We start from the raw sequence: 25,019 nt of genomic DNA on the forward strand, positions 1-25,019 counted from the left end.
CCCCGACACCCCTACTCGCGGCGAGGTGAGCCTCAATGTCCGCCCCCACCACCAAACGCACCGTCACCGAGCGGGAGGCCCGCGAGGTGGCGGAGGCCGCCCGGGAACAGGACTGGCGCAAGCCCAGTTTCGCCAAGGAACTGTTCCTCGGCCGTTTCCGGCTCGACCTCATCCACCCCCACCCCCTCCCGGCCGACGAGGAAGCCCAGCGCGGCGAGGAGTTTCTCGCCAAGCTCCGCGACTTCTGCGAGACGAAGATCGACTCGGCCCGGATCGAGCGCGAGGCACAGATCCCCGACGAGGTCGTCGACGGGCTCAAGGAACTCGGCGCCCTCGGCATGAAGATCGACACCAAGTACGGCGGCCTCGGCCTGACGCAGGTGTACTACAACAAGGCCCTCGCCCTGGCCGGCTCCGCGAGCCCGGCGATCGGCGCCCTGCTCTCGGCCCACCAGTCGATCGGCGTGCCGCAGCCGCTGAAGCTCTTCGGCACCCAGGAGCAGAAGGAGACCTTCCTCCCGCGCTGCGCCCGTACCGACATCTCGGCGTTCCTGCTGACCGAGCCGGACGTCGGCTCCGACCCGGCCCGCCTCGCCACGTCGGCCGTGCCCGATGGGGACGATTACATCCTCGACGGCGTGAAGCTGTGGACCACCAACGGCGTGGTCGCCGACCTGCTCGTCGTGATGGCGCGGGTGCCGAAGTCGGAAGGCCACCCGGGCGGCATCACGGCCTTCGTGGTCGAGGCCGGCTCCGAGGGCGTCACGGTGGAGAACCGCAACGCGTTCATGGGCCTGCGCGGCCTGGAGAACGGCGTCACCCGCTTCCATCAGGTGCGCGTCCCGGCCGCCAACCGGATCGGCCCCGAGGGTGCCGGTCTGAAGATCGCGCTGACCACCCTCAACACCGGCCGGCTCTCGCTGCCCGCGATGTGCGCGGGCGCGGGCAAGTGGTGCCTGAAGATCGCCCGCGAGTGGTCGGCGGCCCGCGAGCAGTGGGGCAAGCCCGTCGCGTTCCACGAGGCGGTCGGCTCGAAGATCAGCTTCATCGCGGCCACGACCTTCGCGCTGGAGGCCGTCCTGGACCTGTCCAGTCAGATGGCCGACGAGAACCGCAACGACATCCGCATCGAGGCCGCCCTCGCCAAGCTGTACGGCTCCGAGATGGCCTGGCTGATGGCCGATGAGCTGGTCCAGATCCGCGGCGGCCGAGGCTTCGAGACGGCCGCGTCGCTGGCGGCCCGGGGCGAACGCGCCGTACCCGCCGAGCAGATACTGCGCGACCTGCGCATCAACCGGATCTTCGAGGGCTCCACCGAGATCATGCACCTGCTGATCGCGCGCGAGGCCGTCGACGCCCACCTGGCGGTCGCCGGTGACCTCATCGACCCCGAGAAGCCCCTCGCGGACAAGGCGCGGGCGGGCGCCGACGCGGGCCGCTTCTACGCCAAGTGGCTGCCCAAGCTGGTGGCAGGCCCGGGACAACTCCCGACCTCGTACGGGGAGTTCAAGCGCGAGGTGGACCTCTCCCCGCATCTGCGCTACGTCGAGCGGCACGCCCGCAAGCTGGCCCGCGCCACCTTCTACGGCATCTCCCGCTGGCAGGGCCGGATGGAGACCAAGCAGGGCTTCCTCGGCCGGATGGTCGACATCGGCGCGGAGCTGTTCGCGATGAGCGCGGCCTGCGTCCGCGCGGAGCTGCTGCGCAGCCAGGGCGACCACGGCCGCGAGGCCTACCAGCTCGCCGACGCCTTCTGTCGCCAGGCCCGCATCCGCGTGGACGAGCTGTTCCGGCGACTGTGGGACAACACCGACGACCTGGACCGCACGGTGGTCAAGGGCGTGCTCGGCGGCGTGTACGAGTGGCTGGAGCAGGGGATCGTCGATCCATCGGGCGAAGGCCCGTGGATCGCGGACGCGACCCCCGGACCTTCCCAGAAGGAGAACGTGCACCGGCCGATCAGGTAGCTGAGGACCGGCGGGGCAGCGGCCTCAGCAGTACTTGTAGCCGCTGCCCCGCGACGACCACGAGCACGAGTCGAGCTTCGTGCCGCTCGCCTTGTAGAGCTTCGCGGTGTCGCCGGTGTTGTTCCAGACGTACCAGGAGCGGCCCCAGTACTTGTCGCTCGCGGTGTTGGTGCCCTCGCCGGTGTGCACCTTCTTGGTGTTGCCGGCGCCGATCTTCACGTCCCCGAAGGTGTACGTGTAACCGGTGGCGTCCTTGATCTTCCAGCCCTTGAGCGAGACCGTCGACGAGGTCGAGTTCTTGATCTTGACCCACTCGCCGTTGAGGCTGGTGTTGGAGCCGCCGTCCGAGCCGGGGCTGTCGTAGTACACCTCGTAGATGTGGACGCTGCCGGCGGCCTCGGCCGGAGTGCTGAGCAGCGTGCCCGTGAACAGGGCGGCGCCCGCGAGAGCGGGCAGGGCGGCGCGTATCCGCGTCATGCGCATGGAGATATCCCCCCGGATGTCGTCCGATGGCCGGTCGATCGTCCGGCCAGACCTGAAGTGTTATCACATGATCTCCACTTCATCTTCACCTGAGGGGTATCCGCCCATGGCCGACGAGCTCTGACAGGGACCCGCCCGAGGGTGTGCTGTCGGCGCGGTCGCCGCGTGCGGCCACAATGGGGGGATGAGCGACAGTCCCGCACCCCTCGCCGATCCGCACCTCGTCTACGACCCCCTCGCGGGAGACGGCCCCAAGGACGTGGTGATCCTCGGCTCCACCGGGTCCATCGGCACCCAGGCCATCGACCTCGTGCTGCGCCACCCCGACCGCTTCCGGGTGACCGCCCTGTCCGCCAACGGCGGCCGGGTCGCCCTCCTCGCCGAGCAGGCCTACCGGCTGCGGGTGCGGACCGTCGCGGTCGCCCGCGAGGACGTCGTGCCGGCGCTGCGCGAGGCGCTCGCCGCCCAGTACGGCGCGGGTGAGCCGCTGCCGGAGATCCTCGCCGGACCCGAGGCGGCCGCGCAGGTCGCCGCCTCCGAGTGCCACACCGTCCTCAACGGCATCACCGGCTCCATCGGCCTCGCCCCGACCCTCGCCGCCCTGGAAGCGGGCCGCACCCTCGCGCTCGCCAACAAGGAGTCGCTCATCGTCGGCGGCCCGCTGGTCAAGGCGCTCGCCAAGCCGGGGCAGATCATCCCGGTCGACTCCGAGCACGCGGCGCTCTTCCAGGCGCTGGCCGCCGGCACCCGCGCCGATGTGCGCAAGCTCGTCGTCACCGCCTCCGGCGGCCCCTTCCGCGGCCGTACGAAGGCGGAACTGGCGAACGTCACCGTCGAGGACGCCCTCGCGCACCCCACCTGGGCCATGGGCCCGGTGATCACGATCAACTCCGCGACCCTCGTCAACAAGGGCCTGGAGGTCATCGAGGCGCACCTTCTCTACGACATCCCCTTCGACCGCATCGAGGTCGTCGTCCACCCGCAGTCGTACGTCCACTCGATGGTCGAGTTCACGGACGGATCGACGCTCGCGCAGGCGACGCCGCCCGACATGCGCGGGCCCATCGCCATCGGTCTCGGCTGGCCCGAACGCGTCCCGGACGCGGCGCCCGCCTTCGACTGGAGCAGGGCCTCGACCTGGGAGTTCTTCCCGCTCGACACCGAGGCGTTCCCGTCCGTCGACCTCGCCCGGCACGTCGGCGAACTCGCCGGTACGGCTCCGGCGGTGTTCAATGCGGCCAATGAGGAGTGCGTCGAGGCGTTCCGGGCGGGTGCGCTGCCCTTCAACGGGATCATGGAGACCGTGACCCGGGTGGTCGAGGAGCACGGCACTCCCCCACTCGCGGCTTCGCTCGAGCGGGGGGACTCCCATCGTTCGGGAACTTCCCTGACCGTCTCGGACGTCCTCGAAGCAGAGACCTGGGCCCGCGCCCGGGCTCGCGAACTGACCGACCGGACGGCGACCGCGGAGGCGCGTGCATGACAGCAGTGATGATGATCCTCGGCATAGTCGTCTTCGTGATCGGCCTGCTGGTCTCGATCGCCTGGCACGAGCTGGGGCATCTGTCCACCGCCAAGCTCTTCGGCATCCGCGTGCCGCAGTACATGGTCGGCTTCGGCCCGACCATCTGGTCGCGGCACAAGGGCGAGACGGAGTACGGGATCAAGGCGATCCCGGCCGGCGGCTACATCCGCATGATCGGCATGTTCCCGCCCGGCGAGGACGGCCGGATCACCGCGCGCTCCACCTCGCCCTGGCGGAGCATGATCGAGGACGCCCGATCGGCAGCCTACGAGGAGCTGAAGCCGGGAGACGAGACCCGCCTCTTCTACACGCGCAAGCCGTGGAAGCGGGTCATCGTGATGTTCGCGGGCCCGTTCATGAACCTGGTCCTGGCGGTGGCGCTGTTCCTGACCGTGCTGATGGGCTTCGGCATCCAGCAGCAGACCACCACGGTCAGCTCGGTCTCCCCGTGCGTCATCGCGCAGACCGAGAAGCGCGACACGTGCAAGAAGTCCGACGCGGCCTCCCCGGCCCAGGCCGCCGGCCTCAAGCCGGGCGACAAGATCGTGGCCTTCGCCGGGGTGCGCACGAAGGACTGGAACAGGCTCTCCGACCTCATCCGCGTCAGCGCGGGCAAGGACGTGCCGATCGTCGTCGACCGCAAGGGCCACGAAGTGGACCTGCATGCGAAGATCGCCACCAACATGGTCCCGAAGAAGGACTCCAGCGGGGCCTACGTCCAGGGTGAGTACGTCAAGGCCGGCTTCCTCGGCTTCGGCGCGGCCACCGGCGTCGTCAAGCAGGACTTCGGCGACTCCGTGACCTGGATGGGAGACCGCGTCGGCGACGCCGTCCACTCCATCGCCTCCCTGCCCGCCAAGGTCCCCGGACTGTGGAACGCGGCCTTCGACGGCGCCCCGCGCGCCCCCGACTCGCCCATGGGCGTGGTCGGCGCGGCCCGCGTCGGCGGTGAGATCTTCACCCTCGACATCCCGCCGACCCAGCAGCTCGCGATGGCGCTGATGCTGGTGGCGGGCTTCAACCTGTCCCTGTTCCTCTTCAACATGCTCCCGCTGCTGCCGCTCGACGGCGGGCACATCGCGGGCGCGCTGTGGGAGGCGCTGCGCCGGCACCTGGCGCGGGTGCTGCGCCGTCCGGACCCCGGTCCCTTCGACGTCGCGAAGCTGATGCCGGTGGCCTACGTGGTGGCGGGGATCTTCATCTGCTTCACCGTCCTGGTGCTCATCGCGGATGTCGTGAACCCCGTGAGAATCACCTGACCCATGGGCGTTTGTGACGGCCTCGGGCGCTCAGTCCGGGGCCGTCCTCCATTGAGTAGGTTTACGAGTGGGATGTGCTCAGGCCTTGGCCAGTGTCGTAATCTCAAGGCCTGGAGCCCGCTGTTCCGGGACCGGCTTCTGATCCACGACTTGGGGTTGCACACCAGATGACTGCGATTTCTCTCGGCATGCCGTCCGTTCCGACCAAGATCGCCGAACGCCGCAAGAGCCGGCAGATCCAGGTCGGATCCGTGGCCGTCGGCGGAGACGCGCCTGTGTCGGTGCAGTCGATGACGACGACGCGGACGTCGGACATCGGTGCGACGCTCCAGCAGATCGCGGAACTGACGGCGTCGGGCTGCCAGATCGTGCGGGTGGCCTGCCCCACGCAGGACGACGCGGACGCGCTGGCGACGATCGCACGGAAGTCGCAGATCCCGGTGATCGCGGACATCCACTTCCAGCCGAAGTACGTGTTCGCGGCGATCGAGGCGGGCTGTGCCGCGGTGCGGGTGAACCCGGGGAACATCAAGCAGTTCGACGACAAGGTCAGGGAGATCGCGCGGGCGGCGAAGGACCACGGCACGCCGATCCGCATCGGTGTGAACGCCGGTTCCCTGGACCGGCGTCTGCTGCAGAAGTACGGCAAGGCCACACCCGAGGCCCTGGTCGAGTCGGCTCTCTGGGAGGCGTCGCTGTTCGAGGAGCACGACTTCCGGGACATCAAGATCTCGGTGAAGCACAACGACCCGGTCGTGATGATCGAGGCCTACCGCCAGCTGGCGGCCCGGTGCGAGTACCCGCTGCACCTGGGTGTGACGGAGGCGGGCCCGGCGTTCCAGGGCACCATCAAGTCGGCGGTGGCGTTCGGCGCGCTGCTGTCCGAGGGCATCGGCGACACGATCCGCGTCTCGCTGTCGGCGCCGCCGGCGGAGGAGGTCAAGGTCGGCATCCAGATCCTGGAGTCGCTGAACCTGCGCCAGCGGGGTCTGGAGATCGTTTCGTGCCCGTCGTGCGGCCGCGCGCAGGTGGATGTGTACAAGCTGGCCGAGGAGGTCACGGCGGGCCTGACCGGCATGGAGGTCCCCCTTCGCGTCGCGGTCATGGGCTGTGTCGTGAACGGCCCGGGCGAGGCCCGCGAGGCCGACCTCGGCGTCGCTTCCGGTAATGGCAAGGGCCAGATCTTCGTGAAGGGCGAGGTCATCAAGACCGTCCCCGAGTCGAAGATCGTGGAGACCCTGATCGAGGAGGCCATGAAGCTGGCCGCCCAGATGGAAGCCGACGGCGTAACCTCCGGCGAACCCTCGGTAGCGGTAGCAGGCTGACCCACCCCAGCCCAGCAACCCCGCGCCCCGCCGCCAGGGGCGCGGGGAACTGCGCGCCCAGCCACAGGGCACCCGCACCCGCCAACGAACGGGCACTCCCGGGTTGGACGGCGCACCCCCAAGGTGCCGCAGCGATTCGACAGGACTCGCCCCCCGCCGCCAGGGGCGCGGGGAACTGCGCGCCCAGCCACAGAGCACCCGCACCCGCCAATGAACCCGCACCCCCGGCCTCGATGGCGAACGGCCCAAGCGGCGCAGCCACCCGTACCCGCCAATGAACCCGCACCCCCGGCCCGGAGGGCGAACGGCCCAAGCGGCGCAGCCACCCGTACCCGCCAATGAACCCGCACCCCCGGCCCGGAGGGCGAACGGCCCAAGCGGCGCAGCCACCCGCAGCCCCCCGCACCCGCCGCCGAACCAGCCCCCCAACCACAAGACGCACCCCCAAAGCAGCGCAGCTATAGTGCGGAGACCAGGAGAACGCCCCAGCGTGAGGCCCCGCACGTGTTGACCCAGACCACCTCCCGGGTGCTCGAACCGAGTGACCTGGACGCCGCCCTCGCGGTGCTCGATCGCGAGCCCGTCGCGAACGCCTTCGTCGCGGCCCGCGTACAGGTGGCCGGCCTCGACCCGTGGCGGCTCGGCGGCGAGATGTGGGGCTGGTACGAGGACGGCATGCTCACGTCCCTCTGCTACGCGGGCGCCAACCTGGTCCCGATCTGCGCCACCCCGAGAGCCGTACGCGCCTTCGCGGACCGCGCGCGCCGGGCCGGCCGCCGCTGCTCCTCGATCGTCGGCCCCGCCGAAACCACCGCCGAGCTGTGGAGCCTGCTCGAACCCCGCTGGGGCCCCGCCCGCGAGATCCGCGCCCACCAGCCGCTCATGGTCACCGACCGGATGCCCGCCGACATCGCTCCCGACCCCTACGTCCGCCGCATCCGCAAGGACGAGATAGACACGATCACGCCGGCGTGCGTGGCGATGTTCACCGAGGAGGTGGGCGTCTCCCCGCTGGCCGCCGACGGAGGCCTGCTCTACCAGGCCCGGGTCGCCGAACTCGTCGGCTCCGGCCGCTCCTTCGCCCGCCTCGACGAGGACGGCAAGGTCGTCTTCAAGGCGGAGATCGGCGCCGCCACCCCCCGCGCCTGCCAGATCCAGGGCGTGTGGATCGCCCCCGAGCACCGGGGCAAGGGCCTCGCCGCCCCCGGCATGGCCGCCGTCCTGCGCTACGCCCTGGCCGACGTGGCCCCGATCGCCAGCCTCTACGTCAACGACTTCAACACGGCGGCGAGGAAGACGTACCGCCGCGTGGGCTTCGAAGAGGTCGGCGCCTTCATGAGCGTGCTGTTCTGAATCTCGCCTGAATCGCTGAATCCCGCCGACGGACGCGAGGCAGCCAGGAGACGCCCGCGGCGCTCACCGTGGAGCCGGAATCCCGCCGGGAACCCGGGCGCCCCCGGTCCCCGGTAGGCTCAGCCGCCATGGACCTCGTGATCGGCCCTCTGGACCTCTCGTCCCACGTCGACGAGGCCCTGGCCGTCCAAGCCGTCGCCTTCGGACTCGGCCCCGAAGAGGTGGCCGTACGCCGTCACATCGTCCTGCGCCACATGACCTGCCTTGGAGCCCGGGCGCTGGGCGCCACGGTCGGGGGACGGCTCGTCGGGTTCGTGTACGGCATGCCCAACGACCGCGGCCACTGGTGGTCCACCGTGGTCGAGCCCTATCTGCGCGCCGAGGGCAACGAGGGCTGGCTCGACCACTCCTTCGTGATCACCGAACTGCACGTCCACCCGCTCCACCAGAACCGGGGCATCGGCCGCCACCTCATCACCGCCATCACCGACAGCGCCGCCGAACCCCGCTCGATCCTCTCCGCGATCGACACCGACAGCGCCGCACGCGGGCTCTACCACTCCCTCGGCTACCGGGATCTGGCCCGCCAGGTCCTCTTCCCGAGCGCCCCGAAGCCGTACGCCATCATGGGCGCCCCGCTGCCGCTGCGCCGCAGGTGACGCGGGGCGGGGGCACGCCGCGGACAGGTGCGGCGGAAACGGATTTCCGGCGACGGCGGCGACCCGGCTAACCTCCTAGCCATCACCCTTACCCGGCAGGAGTACGAGAACCATGGCGAACGCACCGGTCCAGCGCATGTCCCAGTTGATGGCGAAGACGCTGCGCGACGACCCGGCGGACGCCGAGGTCCTCAGCCACAAGCTGCTCGTCCGCGCCGGCTACGTCCGCCGTACCGCCGCCGGCATCTGGAGCTGGCTGCCGCTGGGCAAGCGGGTGCTCTCCAACGTGGAGCGGATCGTCCGCGAGGAGATGGACGCCATCGGCGCCCAGGAGGTCTCGCTGCCCGCCCTGCTGCCGCGTGAGCCCTACGACGCGACGGGCCGCTGGGACGAGTACGGCCAGGAGCTCTTCCGGCTCAAGGACCGCAAGGGCGGCGACTACCTCCTCGGCCCGACCCACGAGGAGATCTTCACCCTGGTGGTGAAGGACCAGGCGTCCTCCTACAAGGACCTGCCGGTGACGCTCTACCAGATCCAGTCGAAGTTCCGCGACGAGGCCCGCCCCCGGGCCGGCATCCTGCGCGGCCGCGAGTTCCTGATGAAGGACTCCTACTCCTTCGACCTGGACGACGAGGGCCTCGCCCGCTCCTACGCCCTGCACCGCCAGGCCTACCAGCGCATCTTCGAGCGCCTGGGCCTCGACTACCGCATCTGCGCCGCCACCGCGGGCGCGATGGGCGGCTCCAAGTCCGAGGAGTTCCTCGCCCCGGCCGGCGCCGGCGAGGACACCTTCGCGGACTGCCCGAACTGCGACTTCGCGGCCAACACCGAGGCGATCACGTACGAGTTGGTGACGGTCGACGGCTCGGCCGTACCCGCGCTCGAGGAGATCCCCACTCCCGACACCCCGACCATCGAGACCCTCGCCGCCTCCCTCGGCGTCCCGGCCTCCGCCACGCTGAAGAACCTGCTGGTCAAGGTCGACGGCGAGATCGTCGCAGTGGGCGTGCCCGGTGACCGCGAGGTCGACATGGACAAGGTGGAGGCGCACTTCGCCCCGGCCGTCGTCGAGATGGTCACCGAGGCGGACTTCGTGGCCCGTCCCGATCTGGTCCGCGGCTACGTCGGCCCGCAGGGCCTGGACAAGGTCACGTACATCGCCGACCCGCGCGTCGCGCCGGGCACCGCGTGGATCACGGGCGCCAACAAGGAGCACACGCACGCGAAGAACGTGGTGGCGGGCCGTGACTTCGAGGTCTCCGAGTACGTCGACGTCGTGGTCGTCCAGGAGGGCGACCCGTGCCCCAACTGCGGCGCCGGCCTCAAGCTGGACCGCGCCATCGAGATCGGCCACATCTTCCAGCTGGGCCGCAAGTACGCCGACGCTCTCAAGCTCGACGTGCTGGGCCAGAACGGCAAGCCGGTCCGCGTGACCATGGGCTCCTACGGCGTCGGCGTCTCCCGCGCCGTGGCCGCCCTCGCCGAGCAGACCGCCGACGAGCACGGCCTGTGCTGGCCCAAGGAGGTCGCCCCCGCCGACGTCCACGTCGTGGCCGCGGGCAAGGCCCTCCAGACCGAGCTCGCCCTCGACGTCTCCGGCAAGCTGGCCGCCGCCGGTGTCCGCGTCCTGGTCGACGACCGCGCGGGCGTCTCCCCGGGCGTCAAGTTCACCGACGCCGAACTCATCGGCGTCCCCCAGATCCTGGTGGCGGGCCGCCGCTCCGCCGAAGGCGTCCTGGAGCTCAAGGACCGCAAGACCGGCAACCGCGAGGAACTGACGGTCGACGAGGCCATCGGCCGCCTGACGGCGCAGTAGGACCCATGCGAAGGGCCGGACAGCCACCCTGGCTGTCCGGCCCTTCGCGCGTGCGGCGGAGCCGTCGGCTACAGCCAGGTGGCGAACTCCAGCAGCAGTTCGGAGTCCTGGGGGCGGCCCACCCGGCGGGCCCGCACGCCGGATTCCACGGCCCGGAAGAGGGTCCAGCCCCGCAGGCGTTCCTGATCGACGTCCAGGGACTCCGCGAGGCGCTTCACGCGGCGGCGGGTGATGGCCGCGCCCGAGGGGGCGGCGATGAGGTCCTCCACACGGTCGCGCACCAGGCGGGCCAGGTCGAAGGCGCACTCGCCCACCACCGGATCCGGGCCGACCGCCAGCCACGGCAGACGGTCCGCGGCGAGGATCTTGCTCTGGCGGAACGTGCCGTGCAGCAGACGGTGCTCGGGCGGGGCCGCCAGCAGCTCCTCGCGGACCGCGAGGGCCGCGTCGACCAGCGGGGCCGCCTCCGCGTCGGTTTTCGCGCTCGCGCGCATCGCCTTCGCCTGCCGCCCCGTCCGCTCGGCCACGGTCTCGAAGCGGTGCACCGTTTCGGCGGGCGGCTCCACCCACAGCCGGCGCAGCGTCCCCGCCGCCTCCAGCAGCGCCTTCGCCTCGGGCAGCGTCCGTACCGACACCTCCGGATGCAGCCGCTCCAGCAGCAGCACACCGTCGTCCGACGGGGGAGGCTCCAGCAGCTGTACGGCGCCCCGGCCGCCCCAGTGCGCGAGCGCGGCCCGCTCGCTGGCGGGGCGCGCCCAGGACGGGGCCAGCTTCAGCACCGCCGGGGTCCCGTCGGGCCGCCGCACCAGCACCACCAGGCTGCTGCGGCCGCCCGGCACCTGCACCCGTTCCACGGTCAACTCGCGTAGCGCCACGGCCTGCTGCGCCGTCCCGGGCAGCCTCGTCAGCCAGTCGTCGCCCTCCGGTGCCGTCTCACCGAGCGCCCGTACCAGGCGCCGCGGCGGTTCGAAAGCCATGCGCGAGTTGTTCCCTTCCTCGGGGTTACGCCGTCGGTGTCGCCGAGGCCGAGGCAGCGGCCGGAGCGATGTCCGAGGGCGTAGCCGTACCGGCATTGCCGCCCGCCCGTTCGGCGAGCCCAGGGAAGGCTACGCTCTCCCCGCGCCAGCGCACCGCCCGCACCGCTGCCTCGCGCAGCGCCCCGGCCGCCGAGGCGCGCCGCGCGCCCGAGGCCGACCGCACCAGGTCCGCGTACACCCCGGCCACCCGGTCCTCCATCTCGGCGGCGAGCCGCACCGCCGCGGCCGGGTCCGCCACGGGGAACGGCAGCGCGTAACCGGCGCTCGACGCCACCGGCTCACCGCCCAGGTCGCGCACCTCGCGCACCAGCGCGTCCCGGCGCGCCCGGTGCGCGTCGTACGCCGACTGCGCCTCCGTACGCCGGTCCGTGCCGATGCGCCCGCCGACGACGCCGTACCCGTACACCGCCGCGTGCTCGGCGGCCAAGGCCGCCTGGACCGCCTTCAGTTCGGCGTCCCTCGTCTCGTCGCTCACTTGCCACCCTCCGTCAGCAGATACGCGTGCGCCGCCCCGGCGGCCGCCACCGACGCCAGCAGACGGGCCAGTTCGCCCGGCACGTCCAGCAGGTCCGCGGTCCGCCGGTCGGCCAGTGTCCGCTCGGCGGCGGCGAGCCCGGCGAGCGCGTCCTTCTTGCCGGCCGGCACGGCGGGGGAGGGCGAGGACGACGCCGAGGCGGACGCCGAGGGGGAGGGGGAGGCCGAGGCTTTCCCGCCGTCGTCCCCGAAGGCCTCCGCGTGGCTCACCACCTCGGCCCGCAGCGGAGTCAGCCGCTCCGTCAGATCCGGATGCGCGGCGATCACCGCGTCGTACCGCTCCACGAGCCCCCGGCTGTCCCGGGCCGCACGCGCGCGTGCCCGGGCGAGCGCCGAAGGGCCGCGCCCGGCGCCGCCGGTGGCGGGATCGGTGGAGCAGCCCGCGAGCAGGGCGACCGAGGCCGCCCAGACGAACAGGGTCCTTCTGCGCAGGCCCGAAGGGGTGCGCGACGGCAGGGGGAACGGCACGGCAGACGTCCTCGGGAACTCGTACCAACGAAGAAGGGCCCAGGCCCGTGATCACCGTACCCGCGCACTCCACCCGGACCACTCACCGGCACCGCCCGGGCGCAGGTGGACGGCAACACCCCCCGCGACCGGATACCCTTTGACCAGACAGCGACCCATCCCACAACAGCACACGCGGCCGAGGAGTCACCCGGATGAGCACCACCCAGAGCGAGAGGCTGCGAGAACTTCTGGAGCCGCTCGTCACCTCACAGGGCCTGGACCTCGAAGAGATCACCGTGGACTCCGTCGGACGCAAGCGTGTGCTGCGCGTCGTCGTCGACTCCGACACGGGTGCGGACCTGGACCAGATCGCCGATGTGAGCCGCGCGCTCTCGGCGAAGCTCGACGAGACCGACGCGATGGGCGACGACGCGTACGACCTCGAGGTCGGAACGCCGGGAGCGGAGCGTTCCCTCACCGAGCACCGCCACTTCGTGCGTGCCACCGACCGCATGGTGAGGTTCCAGCTCACCGACGACGGCGAACTGACCGCCCGCATCACCGCCGTGGACGAGGACGGACTCGACCTCGAGGTGCCCGGCGTCAAGGGCCGCAGGCCCACCACCCGCAGGCTCGCCTTCCCGGACATCGCCAAAGCGCGCGTCCAGGTCGAGTTCAGCCGCAAGGACGACAAGAACAGCAAGAACGAGATGGAAGAGGAGGCGTAGCCGTGGACATCGACATGAGTGCCCTGCGGGGCTTGGTACGGGAGAAGGAGATCTCCTTCGACCTGCTGGTCGAGGCGATCGAGTCGGCCCTCCTCATCGCCTACCACCGCACCGAGGGAAGCCGCCGTCACGCGCGCGTGGAGCTCAACCGGGAGACCGGGCATGTGACCGTGTGGGCGAAGGAGGACCCCGAGGACCTCGAGGAGGGCCAGGCGCCCCGCGAGTTCGACGACACCCCGTCCGGCTTCGGCCGCATCGCCGCGACCACCGCCAAGCAGGTGATTCTCCAGCGGCTGCGCGACGCCGAGGACGACGCGACGCTCGGCGAGTACGCCGGCCGTGAGGGCGACATCGTCACCGGTGTGGTCCAGCAGGGCCGCGACCCGAAGAACGTGCTCGTCGACATCGGCAAGCTCGAGGCCATCCTGCCGGTGCAGGAGCAGGTGCCCGGCGAGACGTACCCGCACGGCATGCGCCTGCGCTCGTACGTCGTGCGGGTGGCCAAGGGCGTCCGCGGTCCGTCGGTCACCCTCTCGCGCACGCACCCCAACCTGGTGAAGAAGCTGTTCGCCCTCGAGGTGCCGGAGATCGCCGACGGCTCCGTCGAGATCGCCGCCATCGCCCGCGAGGCCGGCCACCGCACGAAGATCGCCGTGCGCTCCACCCGTTCGGGCCTGAACGCCAAGGGTGCCTGCATCGGCCCCATGGGCGGCCGTGTCCGTAACGTGATGGGCGAGCTCAACGGCGAGAAGATCGACATCGTCGACTGGTCGGACGACCCGGCCGAGATGGTGGCGAACGCGCTGTCCCCGGCCCGGGTCTCCAAGGTCGAGGTCGTCGACCTGGCCTCCCGGTCCGCCCGGGTGACCGTCCCCGACTACCAGCTGTCGCTGGCGATCGGCAAGGAGGGGCAGAACGCCCGCCTCGCCGCCCGGCTCACCGGCTGGCGGATCGACATCCGCCCGGACACCGAGCAGGACGAGCAGCGGTCCGGGGAATAGATCCAAGCCGCAGGCCGCTTGGATCACGACAACAACCGTTCGATTCCTGCCCCAAAGGGGTGAGGTCGGTACGGGGAGGTAGACTAAGCAGTGTCTGGCCGGACGCACGCCCGAGCATGCCCGGAACGTACCTGTATCGGATGCCGGGAGCGAGCGGCCAAGAGCGATCTGCTGCGCATCGTGGCGATCGAGGACGCATGCGTCCCCGATCCTCGCGGTACGCTGCCCGGCCGGGGTGCATACGTGCATCCCGCCTTGGTCTGTTTCGACCAGGCCGTGCGTCGTAGAGCGTTCACGAGGGCGTTGCGTGCCCCGGGAGCGCTCGACACAAAGGCGTTGCGCCGATACGTCGAGCAGACGACAGTTGCCGAGAAGGCAGCACCGTAAGAAGCGTCGCGCGGAACCCCGTGCGGCCCTGGTACCTCGCGAGTCGGAAGTAGGTCGAGATTGCGATGAGCACTCGATGAGTACGCGATGAGTACGCCCATGAAGTAGCGACGGTCCGGCCGCAACCCGGACCTAAAAGGAGCGATGTGGCTAAGGTCCGGGTATACGAACTCGCCAAGGAGTTCGGTGTGGAGAGCAAGGTCGTCATGGCCAAGCTCCAGGAACTCGGTGAATTCGTCCGTTCGGCGTCTTCGACCATCGAAGCGCCTGTTGTCCGCAAACTGACGGACGCCCTCCAGCAGGGCAACGGAGGCGGCAAGTCCGCCCCCGCCCGCAAGGCTGCCCCGGCGAAGCCGGCAGCCCCCTCTCCGGCGCAGGCTGCCCGTCCGGCCGCCCCGCGCCCGCCGGCCCCCAAGCCGGCCGCCGCCGAGAAGCCCGCGGCTCCGGCCGCCCCGGCAGCTCCCGGCCCCCGTCCCACTCCGGGCCCGAAGCCCGCGCCGCGGCCCGCCCCGGCGTCCCCGGCTCCGAGCGCGCCCGAGTTCACGGCACCCCCGTCGGCTCCCGCCGCCCCGGCGGCCTCCGGCCCGCGTCCGGGCTCTCGTCCGGGTGGCCAGGCGCCGCGTCCCGGCGCCCCGCGTCCGGGTGGTCCCGCGCAGGGCGGCCAGGGTCGTGGTGAGCGTGGAGACCGTTCCGGCGCTGCGCGTCCGGGTGGCCAGGCGCCGCGTCCCGGTGCCCGTCCGACCGGTCCCCGTCCGGGCAACAACCCGTTCACCTCTGGTGGCTCCACCGGCATGGCGCGCCCGCAGGCGCCCCGTCCCGGCGGCGCCCCGCGTCCCGGTGGCCCCGGTGCTCCCGGCGGCGCTCCGCGTCCGCAGGGCCAGGGCCAGGGCGGTCCCCGTCCCCAGGGCGCGGCGGGCGGTCCCCGTCCGCAGGCTCCGGGCGGCGCGCGTCCGACTCCGGGTGGCATGCCCCGTCCGCAGGGTGCGGGCGGCGCTCCGCGTCCCGGCGGCGGTCCCCGTCCGAACCCCGGCATGATGCCGCAGCGTCCGGCTGCCGGCCCCCGTCCCGGTGGCGGTGGCCCCGGCGGTCGCGGCCCTGGTGGCGGCGGTCGTCCCGGTGGTGGCGGCGGCGGTCGTCCGGGTGGCGGCGGCTTCGCCGGTCGTCCCGGTGGTGGCGGCGGCTTCGCCGGCCGTCCGGCGGGTCCCGGTGGCGGTGGCGGCGGCTTCGCCGGCCGTCCGGGTGGTCCCGGTGGTGGCGGCGGTGGCCGTCCCGGCTTCGGCGGTCGTCCCGGCGGTCCCGGTGGCCGTGGTGGCACGCAGGGCGCCTTCGGTCGTCCCGGTGGTCCCGCGCGTCGTGGTCGCAAGTCGAAGCGGCAGAGGCGCCAGGAGTACGAGGCCATGCAGGCCCCGTCGGTCGGCGGCGTGATGCTGCCTCGCGGCAACGGCGAGACCATTCGCCTGTCGCGCGGTGCCTCCCTCACCGACTTCGCGGAGAAGATCAACGCCAACCCGGCGTCGCTCGTCGCGGTCATGATGAACCTCGGCGAGATGGTCACGGCCACGCAGTCCGTCTCCGACGAGACGCTGCAGCTCCTCGCCGACGAGATGAACTACACCGTTCAGGTCGTCAGCCCCGAGGAGGAGGACCGCGAGCTGCTCGAGTCCTTCGACATCGAGTTCGGCGAGGACGAGGGCACCGAGGAGGACCTGGTCGTCCGCCCGCCGGTGGTCACCGTCATGGGTCACGTCGACCACGGCAAGACCCGACTGCTCGACGCCATCCGCAAGACGAACGTCATCGCGGGCGAGGCCGGCGGCATCACCCAGCACATCGGTGCCTACCAGGTCTCGACCGAGGTCAACGGCGACGAGCGCAAGATCACGTTCATCGACACCCCGGGTCACGAGGCGTTCACCGCCATGCGTGCCCGTGGTGCGAAGTCGACCGACATCGCGATCCTGGTCGTCGCGGCCAACGACGGCGTCATGCCGCAGACGGTCGAGGCGCTCAACCACGCGAAGGCGGCCGACGTGCCGATCGTCGTCGCGGTCAACAAGATCGACGTCGAGGGCGCGGACCCGACCAAGGTGCGCGGTCAGCTGACCGAGTACGGCCTGGTGGCCGAGGAGTACGGCGGCGACACGATGTTCGTCGACATCTCCGCCAAGCAGGGTCTGCACATCGACAGCCTCCTGGAGGCCGTCGTCCTCACCGCCGACGCCTCGCTCGACCTGCGGGCCAACCCGCACCAGGACGCACAGGGCATCTCGATCGAGTCCCGCCTCGACCGCGGCCGCGGTGCCGTCTCGACGGTCCTCGTCCAGCGAGGCACGCTGCGGGTCGGCGACACGATGGTCGTGGGCGACGCCTACGGTCGCGTGCGCGCCATGCTCGACGACAACGGCAACAACGTCGCCGAGGCCGGTCCGTCGACGCCGGTCCAGGTCCTGGGTCTGACCAACGTCCCGGGTGCCGGTGACAACTTCCTCGTGGTCGAGGAGGACCGTACGGCCCGCCAGATCGCGGAGAAGCGCGCCGCCCGTGAGCGCAACGCGGCCTTCGCGAAGCGCACGCGCCGCGTGTCGCTGGAGGACCTGGACAAGGTGCTCAAGGCCGGCGAGGTCCAGCAGCTGAACCTGATCATCAAGGGTGACGCTTCCGGTTCGGTCGAGGCCCTCGAGTCCTCGCTGCTCCAGCTGGACGTCGGCGAAGAGGTCGACATCCGCGTCCTGCACCGTGGTGTCGGTGCGGTCACGGAGTCCGACATCGACCTGGCCATGGGCTCCGACGCCATCGTCATCGGCTTCAACGTCCGTGCGGCCGGCCGCGCGGCGCAGATGGCCGAGCGCGAGGGCGTGGACGTCCGGTACTACTCGGTCATCTACCAGGCGATCGAGGAGATCGAGGCGGCCCTCAAGGGCATGCTCAAGCCGGAGTACGAAGAGGTCGAGCTCGGTACGGCGGAGATCCGCGAGGTCTTCAAGTCGTCCAAGCTGGGCAACATCGCCGGTGTCCTCATCCGCTCGGGCGAGGTCAAGCGCAACACCAAGGCGCGCCTCATCCGCGACGGCAAGGTGGTCGCGGAGAACCTCAACATCGAGGGCCTGCGTCGCTTCAAGGACGACGTCACCGAGATCCGCGAAGGCTACGAGGGTGGTATCAACCTCGGAAACTTCAACGACATCAAGGTCGACGACGTCATCGCGACGTACGAGATGCGCGAGAAGCCGCGGGTGTAACAACCCCTGGTGGTTGCTGGCCGGCGGGACCGAGGTCCCGCCGGCCAGCGCCGCGTTTGCCGGAGTGTCGCACCCCGGCCCCCTGCGGGGCGCGAGAAACCCCGTCGAGCCGGTCGCCCGATCGTTGTACGGTTCTGATGTGCCCGCCGTTCGTCGATGGCGGGCCCATCGATCCCGTACCGGCGGGTGAACCGGTTACACATGTACGTGGGGACTCTGTCCTTCGACCTCCTCCTCGGCGACGTCCACTCGCTGAAGGAGAAGCGCTCCGTCGTCCGCCCGATCGTCGCCGAGCTTCAGCGGAAGTACACGGTGAGCGTGGCCGAGGTGGACCACATGGACCTCCATCGGCGGGCCCGGATCGGCCTCGCGGCGGTCTCCGGCGACGCGGCGCACCTGACCGACGTACTGGACCGGTGCGAACGGCTGGTCGCCGCCCGTCCGGAGGTGGAGCTGCTGTCCGTGCGACGGCGCTTCCACGGCGACGACGACTAGAGCCGGCCCACAGCCGACCAGAGCAGCACAGAACGCAGAAGAAGAAAGAACGGGAGACGGACCAGTGGCCGACAACGCGCGGGCGAAAAGGCTGGCGGACCTCATCCGAGAGGTGGTGGCCCAGAAGCTGCAGCGCGGGATCAAGGACCCGCGGCTCGGCACGCACGTCACCATCACGGACACCCGGGTGACGGGTGACCTCAGGGAGGCGACCGTCTTCTACACGGTGTACGGGGACGAGGAGGAGCGGCAGGCCGTGGCCGCCGGACTGGAGAGCGCCAAGGGCATCCTGCGCTCCGAGGTCGGACGGGCCGCGGGCGTGAAGTTCACGCCGACCCTGACCTTCGTCGCGGACGCCCTCCCGGAGACCGCCCGGAACATCGACGACCTCCTCGACAAGGCACGCCTCTCCGACGCGCAGGTGCGCGAGGCGTCCGCGGGTGCGGCGTACGCGGGTGAGGCGGACCCTTACCGCAAGCCCGGTGAGGACGAGACGGACGGCGACGCCGCGGAATGAGTAAGACCACCCCGCCCGACGGCCTTGTCATCGTCGACAAGCCGTCGGGCTTCACTTCGCACGACGTGGTCGCCAAGATGCGCGGCATCGCCAGGACGCGTCGCGTCGGCCACGCGGGCACCCTCGACCCCATGGCGACGGGCGTGCTCGTCCTCGGTGTCGAGCGGGCCACCAAGCTGCTGGGGCACCTCGCCCTCACCGAGAAGGAGTACCTGGGGACGATCCGCCTCGGGCAGACGACGGTGACCGACGACGCCGAGGGCGAGATCACGGGGTCGGCCGACGCCTCCAAGGTCACCCGAGACGCCATCGACGCCGGCATCGCCAAGCTCAGCGGCGCCATCATGCAGGTGCCGTCCAAGGTCAGCGCCATCAAGATCGACGGCGTGCGCTCGTACAAGCGCGCCCGCGAGGGCGAGGACTTCGAGATCCCGGCCCGCCCGGTCACCGTCTCGTCCTTCACCGTGTACGACGTCCGGGACGCCGTCGCCGAGGACGGCACCCCCGTGCTCGACCTCGTCGTCTCGGTGGTCTGCTCCTCCGGCACCTACATCCGGGCCCTCGCCCGCGACCTGGGCGCCGACCTCGGCGTGGGCGGACACCTCACCGCGCTGCGCCGGACGCGCGTCGGACCGTACAAGCTGGACTCCGCCCGCACCCTCGACCAGCTCCAGGAGGAGCTGACCGTGATGCCGATCGCCGAGGCCGCCGAGGCCGCGTTCCCGCGCTGGGACGTGGACGCCAAGCGGGCCCGGCTGCTCACGAACGGTGTGCGGCTGGAGATGCCCGAGGAGTACGCGGGCGTCGGCGCCGTCGCCGTCTTCGATCCCGACGGGCGCTTCCTGGCGCTGGTCGAGAGCCAGAAGGGCAAGGCGAAGAGCCTGGCCGTGTTCGTCTGAGCACGGTCACCACGGGGGCTCTTCTGCCCGTGGAGCGGCGGCCACGGGTGCCTTTCGCCGCCGCTCCACGGTCCCCCCTCGGTTCCCCCACCCCTAGGGTTATCCAGCGGCTCCTGCCTATTCACCCGACTGGGCAGGCGCTCGGAGTGAACCGGGGGAGTGCAAGGGGGCGCGTTCGCCACACGCGCTGTTCCGCTGATCACCGCCCGCCTACCGTCGAGGCAGGGCACAGGTGTACGGCGGGGAGGTCGGGGAGGTGCAGCCATGGCACCACAGGGGCCGCGGGGCAGCGGTCGGGGCGGGAGCGGCACGGACCACGTGACCGGCGCGCACGAGGACCACGTGACGCGTGCGCACCGGGACCCGGATCGCTCCCTCGTACGGATCCACGACCCCGCCGGCCGACCGCGCGGCGCCGGCTTCCCGGCCGACCATCAGGGCACCGTCCTCACCAGCCACGAGGCCGTCGACGGCCTGTCCCGGCTCGTCCTGAGCGCCGGTGACCGTACCCGCGTCGTCACCGCCGACGCCGTCACTCCGCTGCCCGCGCTCAACCTCGCCCTCGTACGCGTCGAGGGCCTCGGCGCGCAGCCGCTCCCGATCGCCGCGCGCGACCGGATCGACACCGGCGCCTATGTACGCATCCCCGCCGGGGGCTGGCGCGAGGCCAGGGTGCTGGGCACGGCCGAGGTGACGTACGCGGCCACGGACCGCTCCCATCTCCTGGGCGGCGTACTGGAGTTGGCGATCGGCACCGCCGGGCGGGACGCGCTGCGACCGGGCGGCGGCGCCGCCGGGGGGCCGGTGCTCGACGCGGACACCGGCGCCGTCGTCGCCGTCCTCGGCACCGCGCTGCACTCGGATCAGCGCGACCGCGGCTTCGCCGTGCCCCTGGCCCCCCATGGCTGCGGTCCGCTCGCCGACCTGCTCGTCCGCAACGCGGCGACCGTCCCCGCGTACGGCACGGACCTCAACCTGGCGGGCGTCCTGGAGCTGACGGCCACCTCGGTGGCGCAGGACGGGCCACCCGGAGCACTCGGCGGGCCGTGCGTCGTGGCGCCGGTCGAACGGGCCGATGTGGCACGGGAGTTGGCGTCCTACGTGGCGAGCGACGCCACCGTCCTCGGCCTCGTCGGCGCCCCCGGCAGCGGTCGTACGACGGAACTCGCGGCCCTCGCCGCCCGCCGCGGCGCGGTACCGGCGCCGACCCTGTGGCTGCGCGGCGCCGACCTCGACGACACCGACGGCTCGCTGGCCGACGCGGCGCGCCGGAGTCTGGACCGGGCGGCCCGGATCGTCGCGGCGTCGCGCTCGCTCGACCCGTCCGACCTGGGCGTTCTCTCCCCGGACCGCCTCGCCCGCGTCGCCGCGCGAACCGGCCGCCCGCTGCTGCTCCTGCTCGACGGGCCCGAGGAGATGCCGCCCGTCCTCGCGCACCGGCTGCCCGAGTGGACCGAGGGCACGGCGGAGTGGCTGCGCGCGAGCGGGGCGCGGCTCGTGGTCGGCTGCCGGGAGGAGTACTGGGAGGGCGCCGGGGCCGAGTTCCCGCCCGAGCTGCTGTACGGGCGTGACCGTCTTCGCGGCCCACTGCCGGCGTGCGTGCGCCTGGCCGACCTCACCGCGGAGGAGGCCCGGCTCGCCCGCTCCCGCTACGGCATCCCGGCCGAAGCTCTCACGGACCGCGACGCCGGTCACCCCCTCACCCTGCGCCTCCTCGCCGAGATCCGCGCCGCGCTACCCGACGCCCCGGCCGCCGCCGCCCCGCTCGACCGGCACGCCGTCTTCGCGGCCCACCTCGACCTGATGTGTCTGCGCATCGCGGTCCGGCTCGCCGCGGAGAACGGCCTGCGCGGCAGCGCCGTACGCCGTCTCGCGGCCCGGGTCTGCGGCCAGGTGCACGAGGCCGCGCGGCGCAGCCTCGGGCCCGGGCAGGGCGAGCTGGACCGGGAGTCCTTCGAGGCGGTGTTCCCCTGGGGGCCCGCGCCGGCGCGGCTCGGCGGCGGCTCCGGCTGGGCGTCGGCCGTCCTCACCGAGGGCCTGCTGGTGCCCGCCGGTGAGGGCTACCGGTTCGCGCACGAGGAGTTCGCCGACTGGATCCAGGGCATGCACCTCGACCTGGACGAGGCGCTGCACGCCCTGGTCCACCGCCGCCACATCCCGCACACCTGCCGCCCCCTGCCCGTCCCGCACCACCGCGTCGGCCCCGTCCTCCAGGCCCTGCTCCTCCTGGCCCGCCACCAGGGCCCCGCCGCCCTCGCCCGGCGCCTGGCGGAGCTGACCCACGCCCTCGACGCGAACCCCTCCTGGTGGGCCGCCCACCTGCTGGCCCGCACCCTCCTGCACGTCCCCGACGCGACGCCGTACGCGGACGTGCTGCACCTCCTCGCCGACCGCGTGGTCGCCTGGCGGCAGCAACAGCGCCCCGTTCCAACGGAGTTCGCCCCCTCCTTCTGGACCGGCCTGCCGCTCCCGCCGATCGCCCGCTTCGACCTCCTGCGCCGCCTGGTCCTGGCGGACGAGGCACCGACGCCGAACGGCGGGGCCCCGGAGCGGGCCGACGAGGGCGCGAGCCCCGGCCCCCGCTACCTCGACGCGGCGGCTCGGCTCCTCGCCGCCGAGCCCGCCGCCGTACAGCCATACCTGATCCGCTGGTTCGACGACGAGCGGCCGCTGCCCGCGACGCCGCACGCCACCGTGGCCACGGCGGCGCAGGCGCTGCTGCACACGCACCGGCACGGCGCCCTCGACGACCTCACCGAGGCGCTCGTGAGCCACGCGCATCCGCGGGGCGACGAGCTGCTCACCGTCCTCGCCGAGGACGAGCCGTCCGCAGTGTGCCGGGCCGTGGACCGCTGGGCGCACGACGAGCGTCCGGCCCGCTGGGCCGCGGCGGTGACGTACGGACTGCGCGCCGCGCCCCACGCGGACACGCAGGCCGACCGCGAGCTGCTGCGCTACTCGGCCCTCGCCCTGCTCGCCCAGCCCGCCGACAGCGGGGTGCACGGCGGTGCGCTCGCCCTCCTCGTCCGGGACCCGCGCAGCCGCTCCCGGCACCTCCCGCCGGCCCTGCACCACTTCGCGTCCGGCGACCCGCAGATCCCGCCGGACAACCTGGTCCCGGCCCTGGCCACGCATCCCGGCCCGGTCCTCGACGCCTTCCGGGCCCGGCTGCGCGCCGGTCGGGACGCGGGGGAGGCCCTGCGCGCCTTGGCCGACGTCACCACGCCGCCGCTGGACCGCCGGGTCGCCGCGCTCGTACGCGAGACGGCGGAGCTGCGACCGGAGACCGCGCATGCCGTGGCGGCGTACGTCGACCTCCGCCTCGACCACGGCCCGACGGCCCGTGCCGTGCTCCTGCCCCTGGTCACCGGCCTCCTCGACAGCTGTGCCGGCCCGGTGCGGGCAGCCCTCGCGACCATCCTCGCCGCCCCTGGTACCTCCGCCTCCCGCCCCCTGCGCGACGAGCTCCTGGAGCACCTCCTGACCCACGAGCGCGACCCCGCCGTCCTGGATGCCCTGCTGCACGCCGCGGCGGCCCGGAGCGGGGGAGCGGAGGGGGAGGGGAGCGGCGGCTGCGTCCACGATCTCGGACACGACGATCTCGTACGCGACGATCTCGGACACGACGATCTCGTGCGCGACGCTCCGGTTCGCGAGCTGATCCACCGCACCGGCCTGCTGCTCGTCCGCACCCCGGACGGCGCGACCCGCTTCGACCGGCGCCTGGTCGACCTCGGCCGGCACGTGCCCGGCTTCGCCGCGCGGCTTGCCCGCTGGCTCGCCGACACTCCGGAGGACTGGGCCGCGGTGGTGGGCCCGAGCACCCGTCGCATGATCGAGAACCTCGCTGGCATGCGCGTACCCGCGTGAGCCACCGAGAACTGTCGCGTGCAGTGCGCCCGGTCACAGCACCGATGCCGATGAGGGCCGACGGCAGACGGCATGGCACCCTTAGAGCTGCGTAAGAGGTCAACGGCAAATACGGACACGGGTTCGAGGAGCGGTCACAGTGCAGCGCTGGCGTGGCTTGGAGGACATCCCCGAGGACTGGGGACGCAGCGTCGTCACCATCGGCTCCTACGACGGTGTGCACCGAGGCCACCAGCTGATCATCAAGCACGCGGTGGACCGCGCCCGCGAGCTGGACGCTCCCTGCGTGGTGGTCACCTTCGACCCGCACCCCAGCGAGGTCGTCCGCCCCGGCAGCCACCCGCCCCTGCTCGCCCCGCACCACCGCCGCGCAGAGCTGATGGCGGAGCTGGGCGTCGACGCGGTGCTGATCCTCCCGTTCACGGCCGAGTTCTCCAAGCTGTCCCCGGCCGACTTCGTCGTCAAGGTCCTGGTCGACAAGCTGCACGCCAGGACGGTCGTCGAGGGCCCCAACTTCCGCTTCGGCCACCGCGCCGCGGGCAACGTCGACTACCTCGCCGAGCAGGGCAAGACCTACGACTTCGACGTCGACGCCGTCGACCTGTACCTGAGCGGCGACGCCGGCGGCGGCCTGCCCTTCTCCTCCACCCTCACCCGGCGCCTGGTCGCCGAGGGCGACGTCGAGGGCGCCCGCGAGATCCTGGGCCGCCCGCACCGCGTCGAAGGCGTGGTCGTCCGCGGCGCCCAGCGCGGCCGCGACCTCGGCTTCCCCACGGCCAACGTCGAGACCCTCCCGCACACCGCGATCCCGGCCGACGGCGTCTACGCCGGCTACCTGCACGTCGCGGGCGAGGCGATGCCGGCCGCGATCTCCGTCGGCACCAATCCCCAGTTCGACGGCACCGAACGCACGGTGGAGGCCTACGCCATCGACCGCGTCGGCCTCGACCTCTACGGCCTCCACGTCGCCGTCGACTTCCTGGCGTACGTGCGGGGGCAGGCGAAGTTCGACTCGCTGGAGGCGCTGCTGGAGGCGATGGCGGAGGACGTGAAGAAGTGCCGGGAGATCGTCTCGGCGGACGGTGCGTAGGGGCGGAGTCTCGCGCCGTTGGACGAACGGTGTCGGCGACCGCTGAGCCTTGTCCGATTTGCTCGTAACCTCCCCTGCCCGCCGCCCCGTTGTGCCATGCTGATCACCCCGAAGGACAGCGAACGGAGAGAGCCGGTGGCGACCGAGCAGGAGAAGGAAGCGCTGTACGCCATGGACATCAGTGGCGTCGAGTGGGTCGGTTCCCCCGACGGGCCGCAGGACGAGCGGGTGGAGATCGCCTACCTGGCGGGCGGCGCCGTCGCGATGCGCAACTCCGCCGACCCCGACACCGTGCTGCGCTACACCGCCGCCGAGTGGCGGGCGTTCGTCCTCGGGGCCCGCGACGGCGAGTTCGACCTTCAGTAGGCGCGGCCGCGCGTTCGCG

At 72.1% G+C, this 25,019-nt stretch carries 21 protein-coding genes; 17 read left to right on the forward strand and 4 right to left on the reverse strand.

The window, feature by feature from the left end; all coding sequences use genetic code 11:
• Window positions 1-35 precede the first annotated feature (35 nt).
• Window positions 36-1,967 carry an acyl-CoA dehydrogenase family protein gene (locus QFZ74_RS23130; RefSeq protein WP_307622722.1) on the forward strand — a complete coding sequence of 644 codons (1,932 nt, stop codon included), beginning with the start codon at window positions 36-38 and terminating at the stop codon, window positions 1,965-1,967.
• A gap of 24 nt (window positions 1,968-1,991) precedes the next feature.
• Here QFZ74_RS23130 and QFZ74_RS23135 read toward each other — a convergent pair whose 3' ends face one another.
• Entirely contained in the window at window positions 1,992-2,450 is a 459-nt protein-coding gene (locus tag QFZ74_RS23135; protein ID WP_307622723.1) for a lamin tail domain-containing protein, read from the reverse strand.
• 184 nt (window positions 2,451-2,634) lie between these two features.
• On the opposite strand from QFZ74_RS23135, the gene dxr reads away from it, so the two are divergent.
• The 6 genes from dxr (at window position 2,635) to QFZ74_RS23165 (ending at window position 10,387) form a co-directional block, all read left to right on the forward strand.
• Window positions 2,635-3,933 carry a 1-deoxy-D-xylulose-5-phosphate reductoisomerase gene (gene dxr / locus QFZ74_RS23140; protein ID WP_307622724.1) on the forward strand — a complete coding sequence of 433 codons (1,299 nt, stop codon included), beginning with the start codon at window positions 2,635-2,637 and terminating at the stop codon, window positions 3,931-3,933.
• On the forward strand, window positions 3,930-5,234 hold the full coding sequence (locus QFZ74_RS23145) for an RIP metalloprotease (protein WP_307622725.1): 1,305 nt from the start codon (window positions 3,930-3,932) through the stop codon (window positions 5,232-5,234). The genes dxr and QFZ74_RS23145 overlap by 4 nt, the downstream gene beginning before the upstream one ends.
• A gap of 167 nt (window positions 5,235-5,401) precedes the next feature.
• Window positions 5,402-6,559 carry a flavodoxin-dependent (E)-4-hydroxy-3-methylbut-2-enyl-diphosphate synthase gene (ispG, locus tag QFZ74_RS23150; protein ID WP_307622726.1) on the forward strand — a complete coding sequence of 386 codons (1,158 nt, stop codon included), beginning with the start codon at window positions 5,402-5,404 and terminating at the stop codon, window positions 6,557-6,559.
• Window positions 6,560-7,063: 504 nt separating this feature from the next.
• Window positions 7,064-7,912: a GNAT family N-acetyltransferase gene (locus QFZ74_RS23155; protein WP_307622727.1), complete on the forward strand. Its 849-nt coding sequence runs from the start codon at window positions 7,064-7,066 to the stop codon at window positions 7,910-7,912.
• Window positions 7,913-8,040: 128 nt separating this feature from the next.
• Window positions 8,041-8,571: a GNAT family N-acetyltransferase gene (locus tag QFZ74_RS23160; protein WP_307622728.1), complete on the forward strand. Its 531-nt coding sequence runs from the start codon at window positions 8,041-8,043 to the stop codon at window positions 8,569-8,571.
• 112 nt (window positions 8,572-8,683) lie between these two features.
• On the forward strand, window positions 8,684-10,387 hold the full coding sequence (locus QFZ74_RS23165) for a proline--tRNA ligase (protein ID WP_307622729.1): 1,704 nt from the start codon (window positions 8,684-8,686) through the stop codon (window positions 10,385-10,387).
• A gap of 68 nt (window positions 10,388-10,455) precedes the next feature.
• Here the strand turns inward: QFZ74_RS23165 and QFZ74_RS23170 are convergent, their stop codons facing one another.
• Genes QFZ74_RS23170 through QFZ74_RS23180 form a run of 3 tightly spaced genes read right to left on the reverse strand, consistent with a single transcriptional unit; the run spans window position 10,456 to window position 12,426 of the window.
• The gene (locus tag QFZ74_RS23170; protein ID WP_307622730.1) at window positions 10,456-11,364 is read right to left on the reverse strand and encodes an aminoglycoside phosphotransferase family protein; all 909 of its coding nucleotides are present in this window, start codon (window positions 11,362-11,364) and stop codon (window positions 10,456-10,458) included.
• A gap of 25 nt (window positions 11,365-11,389) precedes the next feature.
• Window positions 11,390-11,899, reverse strand: coding sequence for a ferritin-like domain-containing protein (locus QFZ74_RS23175; protein WP_307622731.1), 510 nt, complete (start codon window positions 11,897-11,899; stop codon window positions 11,390-11,392).
• Window positions 11,896-12,426: a hypothetical protein gene (locus tag QFZ74_RS23180; RefSeq protein ID WP_307622732.1), complete on the reverse strand. Its 531-nt coding sequence runs from the start codon at window positions 12,424-12,426 to the stop codon at window positions 11,896-11,898. Before QFZ74_RS23180 ends, QFZ74_RS23175 begins: the two co-directional genes overlap by 4 nt.
• 194 nt (window positions 12,427-12,620) lie before the next feature.
• Between QFZ74_RS23180 and rimP the strand changes: the two genes are divergently transcribed.
• The 10 genes from rimP to QFZ74_RS23230 all read left to right on the forward strand — a co-directional run bounded on the left by rimP (window position 12,621) and on the right by QFZ74_RS23230 (window position 25,000).
• Entirely contained in the window at window positions 12,621-13,136 is a 516-nt protein-coding gene (gene rimP, locus QFZ74_RS23185; RefSeq protein WP_307622733.1) for a ribosome maturation factor RimP, read from the forward strand.
• 2 nt (window positions 13,137-13,138) lie between these two features.
• A complete protein-coding gene (nusA, locus tag QFZ74_RS23190; protein WP_307622734.1) occupies window positions 13,139-14,137 on the forward strand; it encodes a transcription termination factor NusA in 999 nt (332 codons plus the stop codon).
• Window positions 14,138-14,227: 90 nt separating this feature from the next.
• The gene (locus QFZ74_RS23195) at window positions 14,228-14,524 is read left to right on the forward strand and encodes a YlxR family protein (RefSeq protein WP_307622735.1); all 297 of its coding nucleotides are present in this window, start codon (window positions 14,228-14,230) and stop codon (window positions 14,522-14,524) included.
• A gap of 146 nt (window positions 14,525-14,670) precedes the next feature.
• Window positions 14,671-17,763, forward strand: a complete 3,093-nt coding sequence (gene infB, locus QFZ74_RS23200) for a translation initiation factor IF-2 (protein WP_307622736.1) — start codon at window positions 14,671-14,673, stop codon at window positions 17,761-17,763.
• 201 nt (window positions 17,764-17,964) lie between these two features.
• Window positions 17,965-18,258 carry a DUF503 domain-containing protein gene (locus QFZ74_RS23205; protein WP_307622737.1) on the forward strand — a complete coding sequence of 98 codons (294 nt, stop codon included), beginning with the start codon at window positions 17,965-17,967 and terminating at the stop codon, window positions 18,256-18,258.
• A gap of 64 nt (window positions 18,259-18,322) precedes the next feature.
• Window positions 18,323-18,775: a 30S ribosome-binding factor RbfA gene (gene rbfA, locus QFZ74_RS23210; RefSeq protein ID WP_307622738.1), complete on the forward strand. Its 453-nt coding sequence runs from the start codon at window positions 18,323-18,325 to the stop codon at window positions 18,773-18,775.
• Window positions 18,772-19,674 carry a tRNA pseudouridine(55) synthase TruB gene (gene truB, locus QFZ74_RS23215; RefSeq protein ID WP_307622739.1) on the forward strand — a complete coding sequence of 301 codons (903 nt, stop codon included), beginning with the start codon at window positions 18,772-18,774 and terminating at the stop codon, window positions 19,672-19,674. Before rbfA ends, truB begins: the two co-directional genes overlap by 4 nt.
• A gap of 264 nt (window positions 19,675-19,938) precedes the next feature.
• Window positions 19,939-23,544 (forward strand): trypsin-like peptidase domain-containing protein, encoded by a 3,606-nt coding sequence (locus QFZ74_RS23220; RefSeq protein ID WP_307622740.1) that lies wholly within the window; start codon window positions 19,939-19,941, stop codon window positions 23,542-23,544.
• Window positions 23,545-23,683: 139 nt separating this feature from the next.
• Complete coding sequence (locus QFZ74_RS23225; RefSeq protein ID WP_307622741.1) at window positions 23,684-24,634, forward strand: bifunctional riboflavin kinase/FAD synthetase; 951 nt, start codon at window positions 23,684-23,686, stop codon at window positions 24,632-24,634.
• Window positions 24,635-24,769: 135 nt separating this feature from the next.
• A complete protein-coding gene (locus tag QFZ74_RS23230; protein WP_307624255.1) occupies window positions 24,770-25,000 on the forward strand; it encodes a DUF397 domain-containing protein in 231 nt (76 codons plus the stop codon).
• The last annotated feature ends 19 nt before the right edge of the window (window positions 25,001-25,019 follow it).

This window comes from Streptomyces sp. V3I7 (assembly GCF_030817495.1).
In the GTDB taxonomy this organism is placed as follows: Bacteria; Actinomycetota; Actinomycetes; order Streptomycetales; family Streptomycetaceae; genus Streptomyces.

What these genes read in the sequence shown, in the direction of transcription:
- QFZ74_RS23160 (WP_307622728.1), top strand. Translation starts at nt 8,041, where the DNA reads ATGGACCTCGTGATCGGCCCTCTGGACCTCTCGTCCCACGTCGACGAG.
- QFZ74_RS23205 (WP_307622737.1), top strand. Translation starts at nt 17,965, where the DNA reads ATGTACGTGGGGACTCTGTCCTTCGACCTCCTCCTCGGCGACGTCCAC.
- truB (WP_307622739.1), top strand. Translation starts at nt 18,772, where the DNA reads ATGAGTAAGACCACCCCGCCCGACGGCCTTGTCATCGTCGACAAGCCG.
- QFZ74_RS23145 (WP_307622725.1), top strand. Translation starts at nt 3,930, where the DNA reads ATGACAGCAGTGATGATGATCCTCGGCATAGTCGTCTTCGTGATCGGC.
- QFZ74_RS23130 (WP_307622722.1), top strand. Translation starts at nt 36, where the DNA reads ATGTCCGCCCCCACCACCAAACGCACCGTCACCGAGCGGGAGGCCCGC.
- QFZ74_RS23220 (WP_307622740.1), top strand. Translation starts at nt 19,939, where the DNA reads ATGGCACCACAGGGGCCGCGGGGCAGCGGTCGGGGCGGGAGCGGCACG.
- dxr (WP_307622724.1), top strand. Translation starts at nt 2,635, where the DNA reads ATGAGCGACAGTCCCGCACCCCTCGCCGATCCGCACCTCGTCTACGAC.
- QFZ74_RS23170 (WP_307622730.1), bottom strand. Translation starts at nt 11,364, where the DNA reads ATGGCTTTCGAACCGCCGCGGCGCCTGGTACGGGCGCTCGGTGAGACG.
- QFZ74_RS23165 (WP_307622729.1), top strand. Translation starts at nt 8,684, where the DNA reads ATGGCGAACGCACCGGTCCAGCGCATGTCCCAGTTGATGGCGAAGACG.
- QFZ74_RS23135 (WP_307622723.1), bottom strand. Translation starts at nt 2,450, where the DNA reads ATGCGCATGACGCGGATACGCGCCGCCCTGCCCGCTCTCGCGGGCGCC.
- rimP (WP_307622733.1), top strand. Translation starts at nt 12,621, where the DNA reads ATGAGCACCACCCAGAGCGAGAGGCTGCGAGAACTTCTGGAGCCGCTC.
- ispG (WP_307622726.1), top strand. Translation starts at nt 5,402, where the DNA reads ATGACTGCGATTTCTCTCGGCATGCCGTCCGTTCCGACCAAGATCGCC.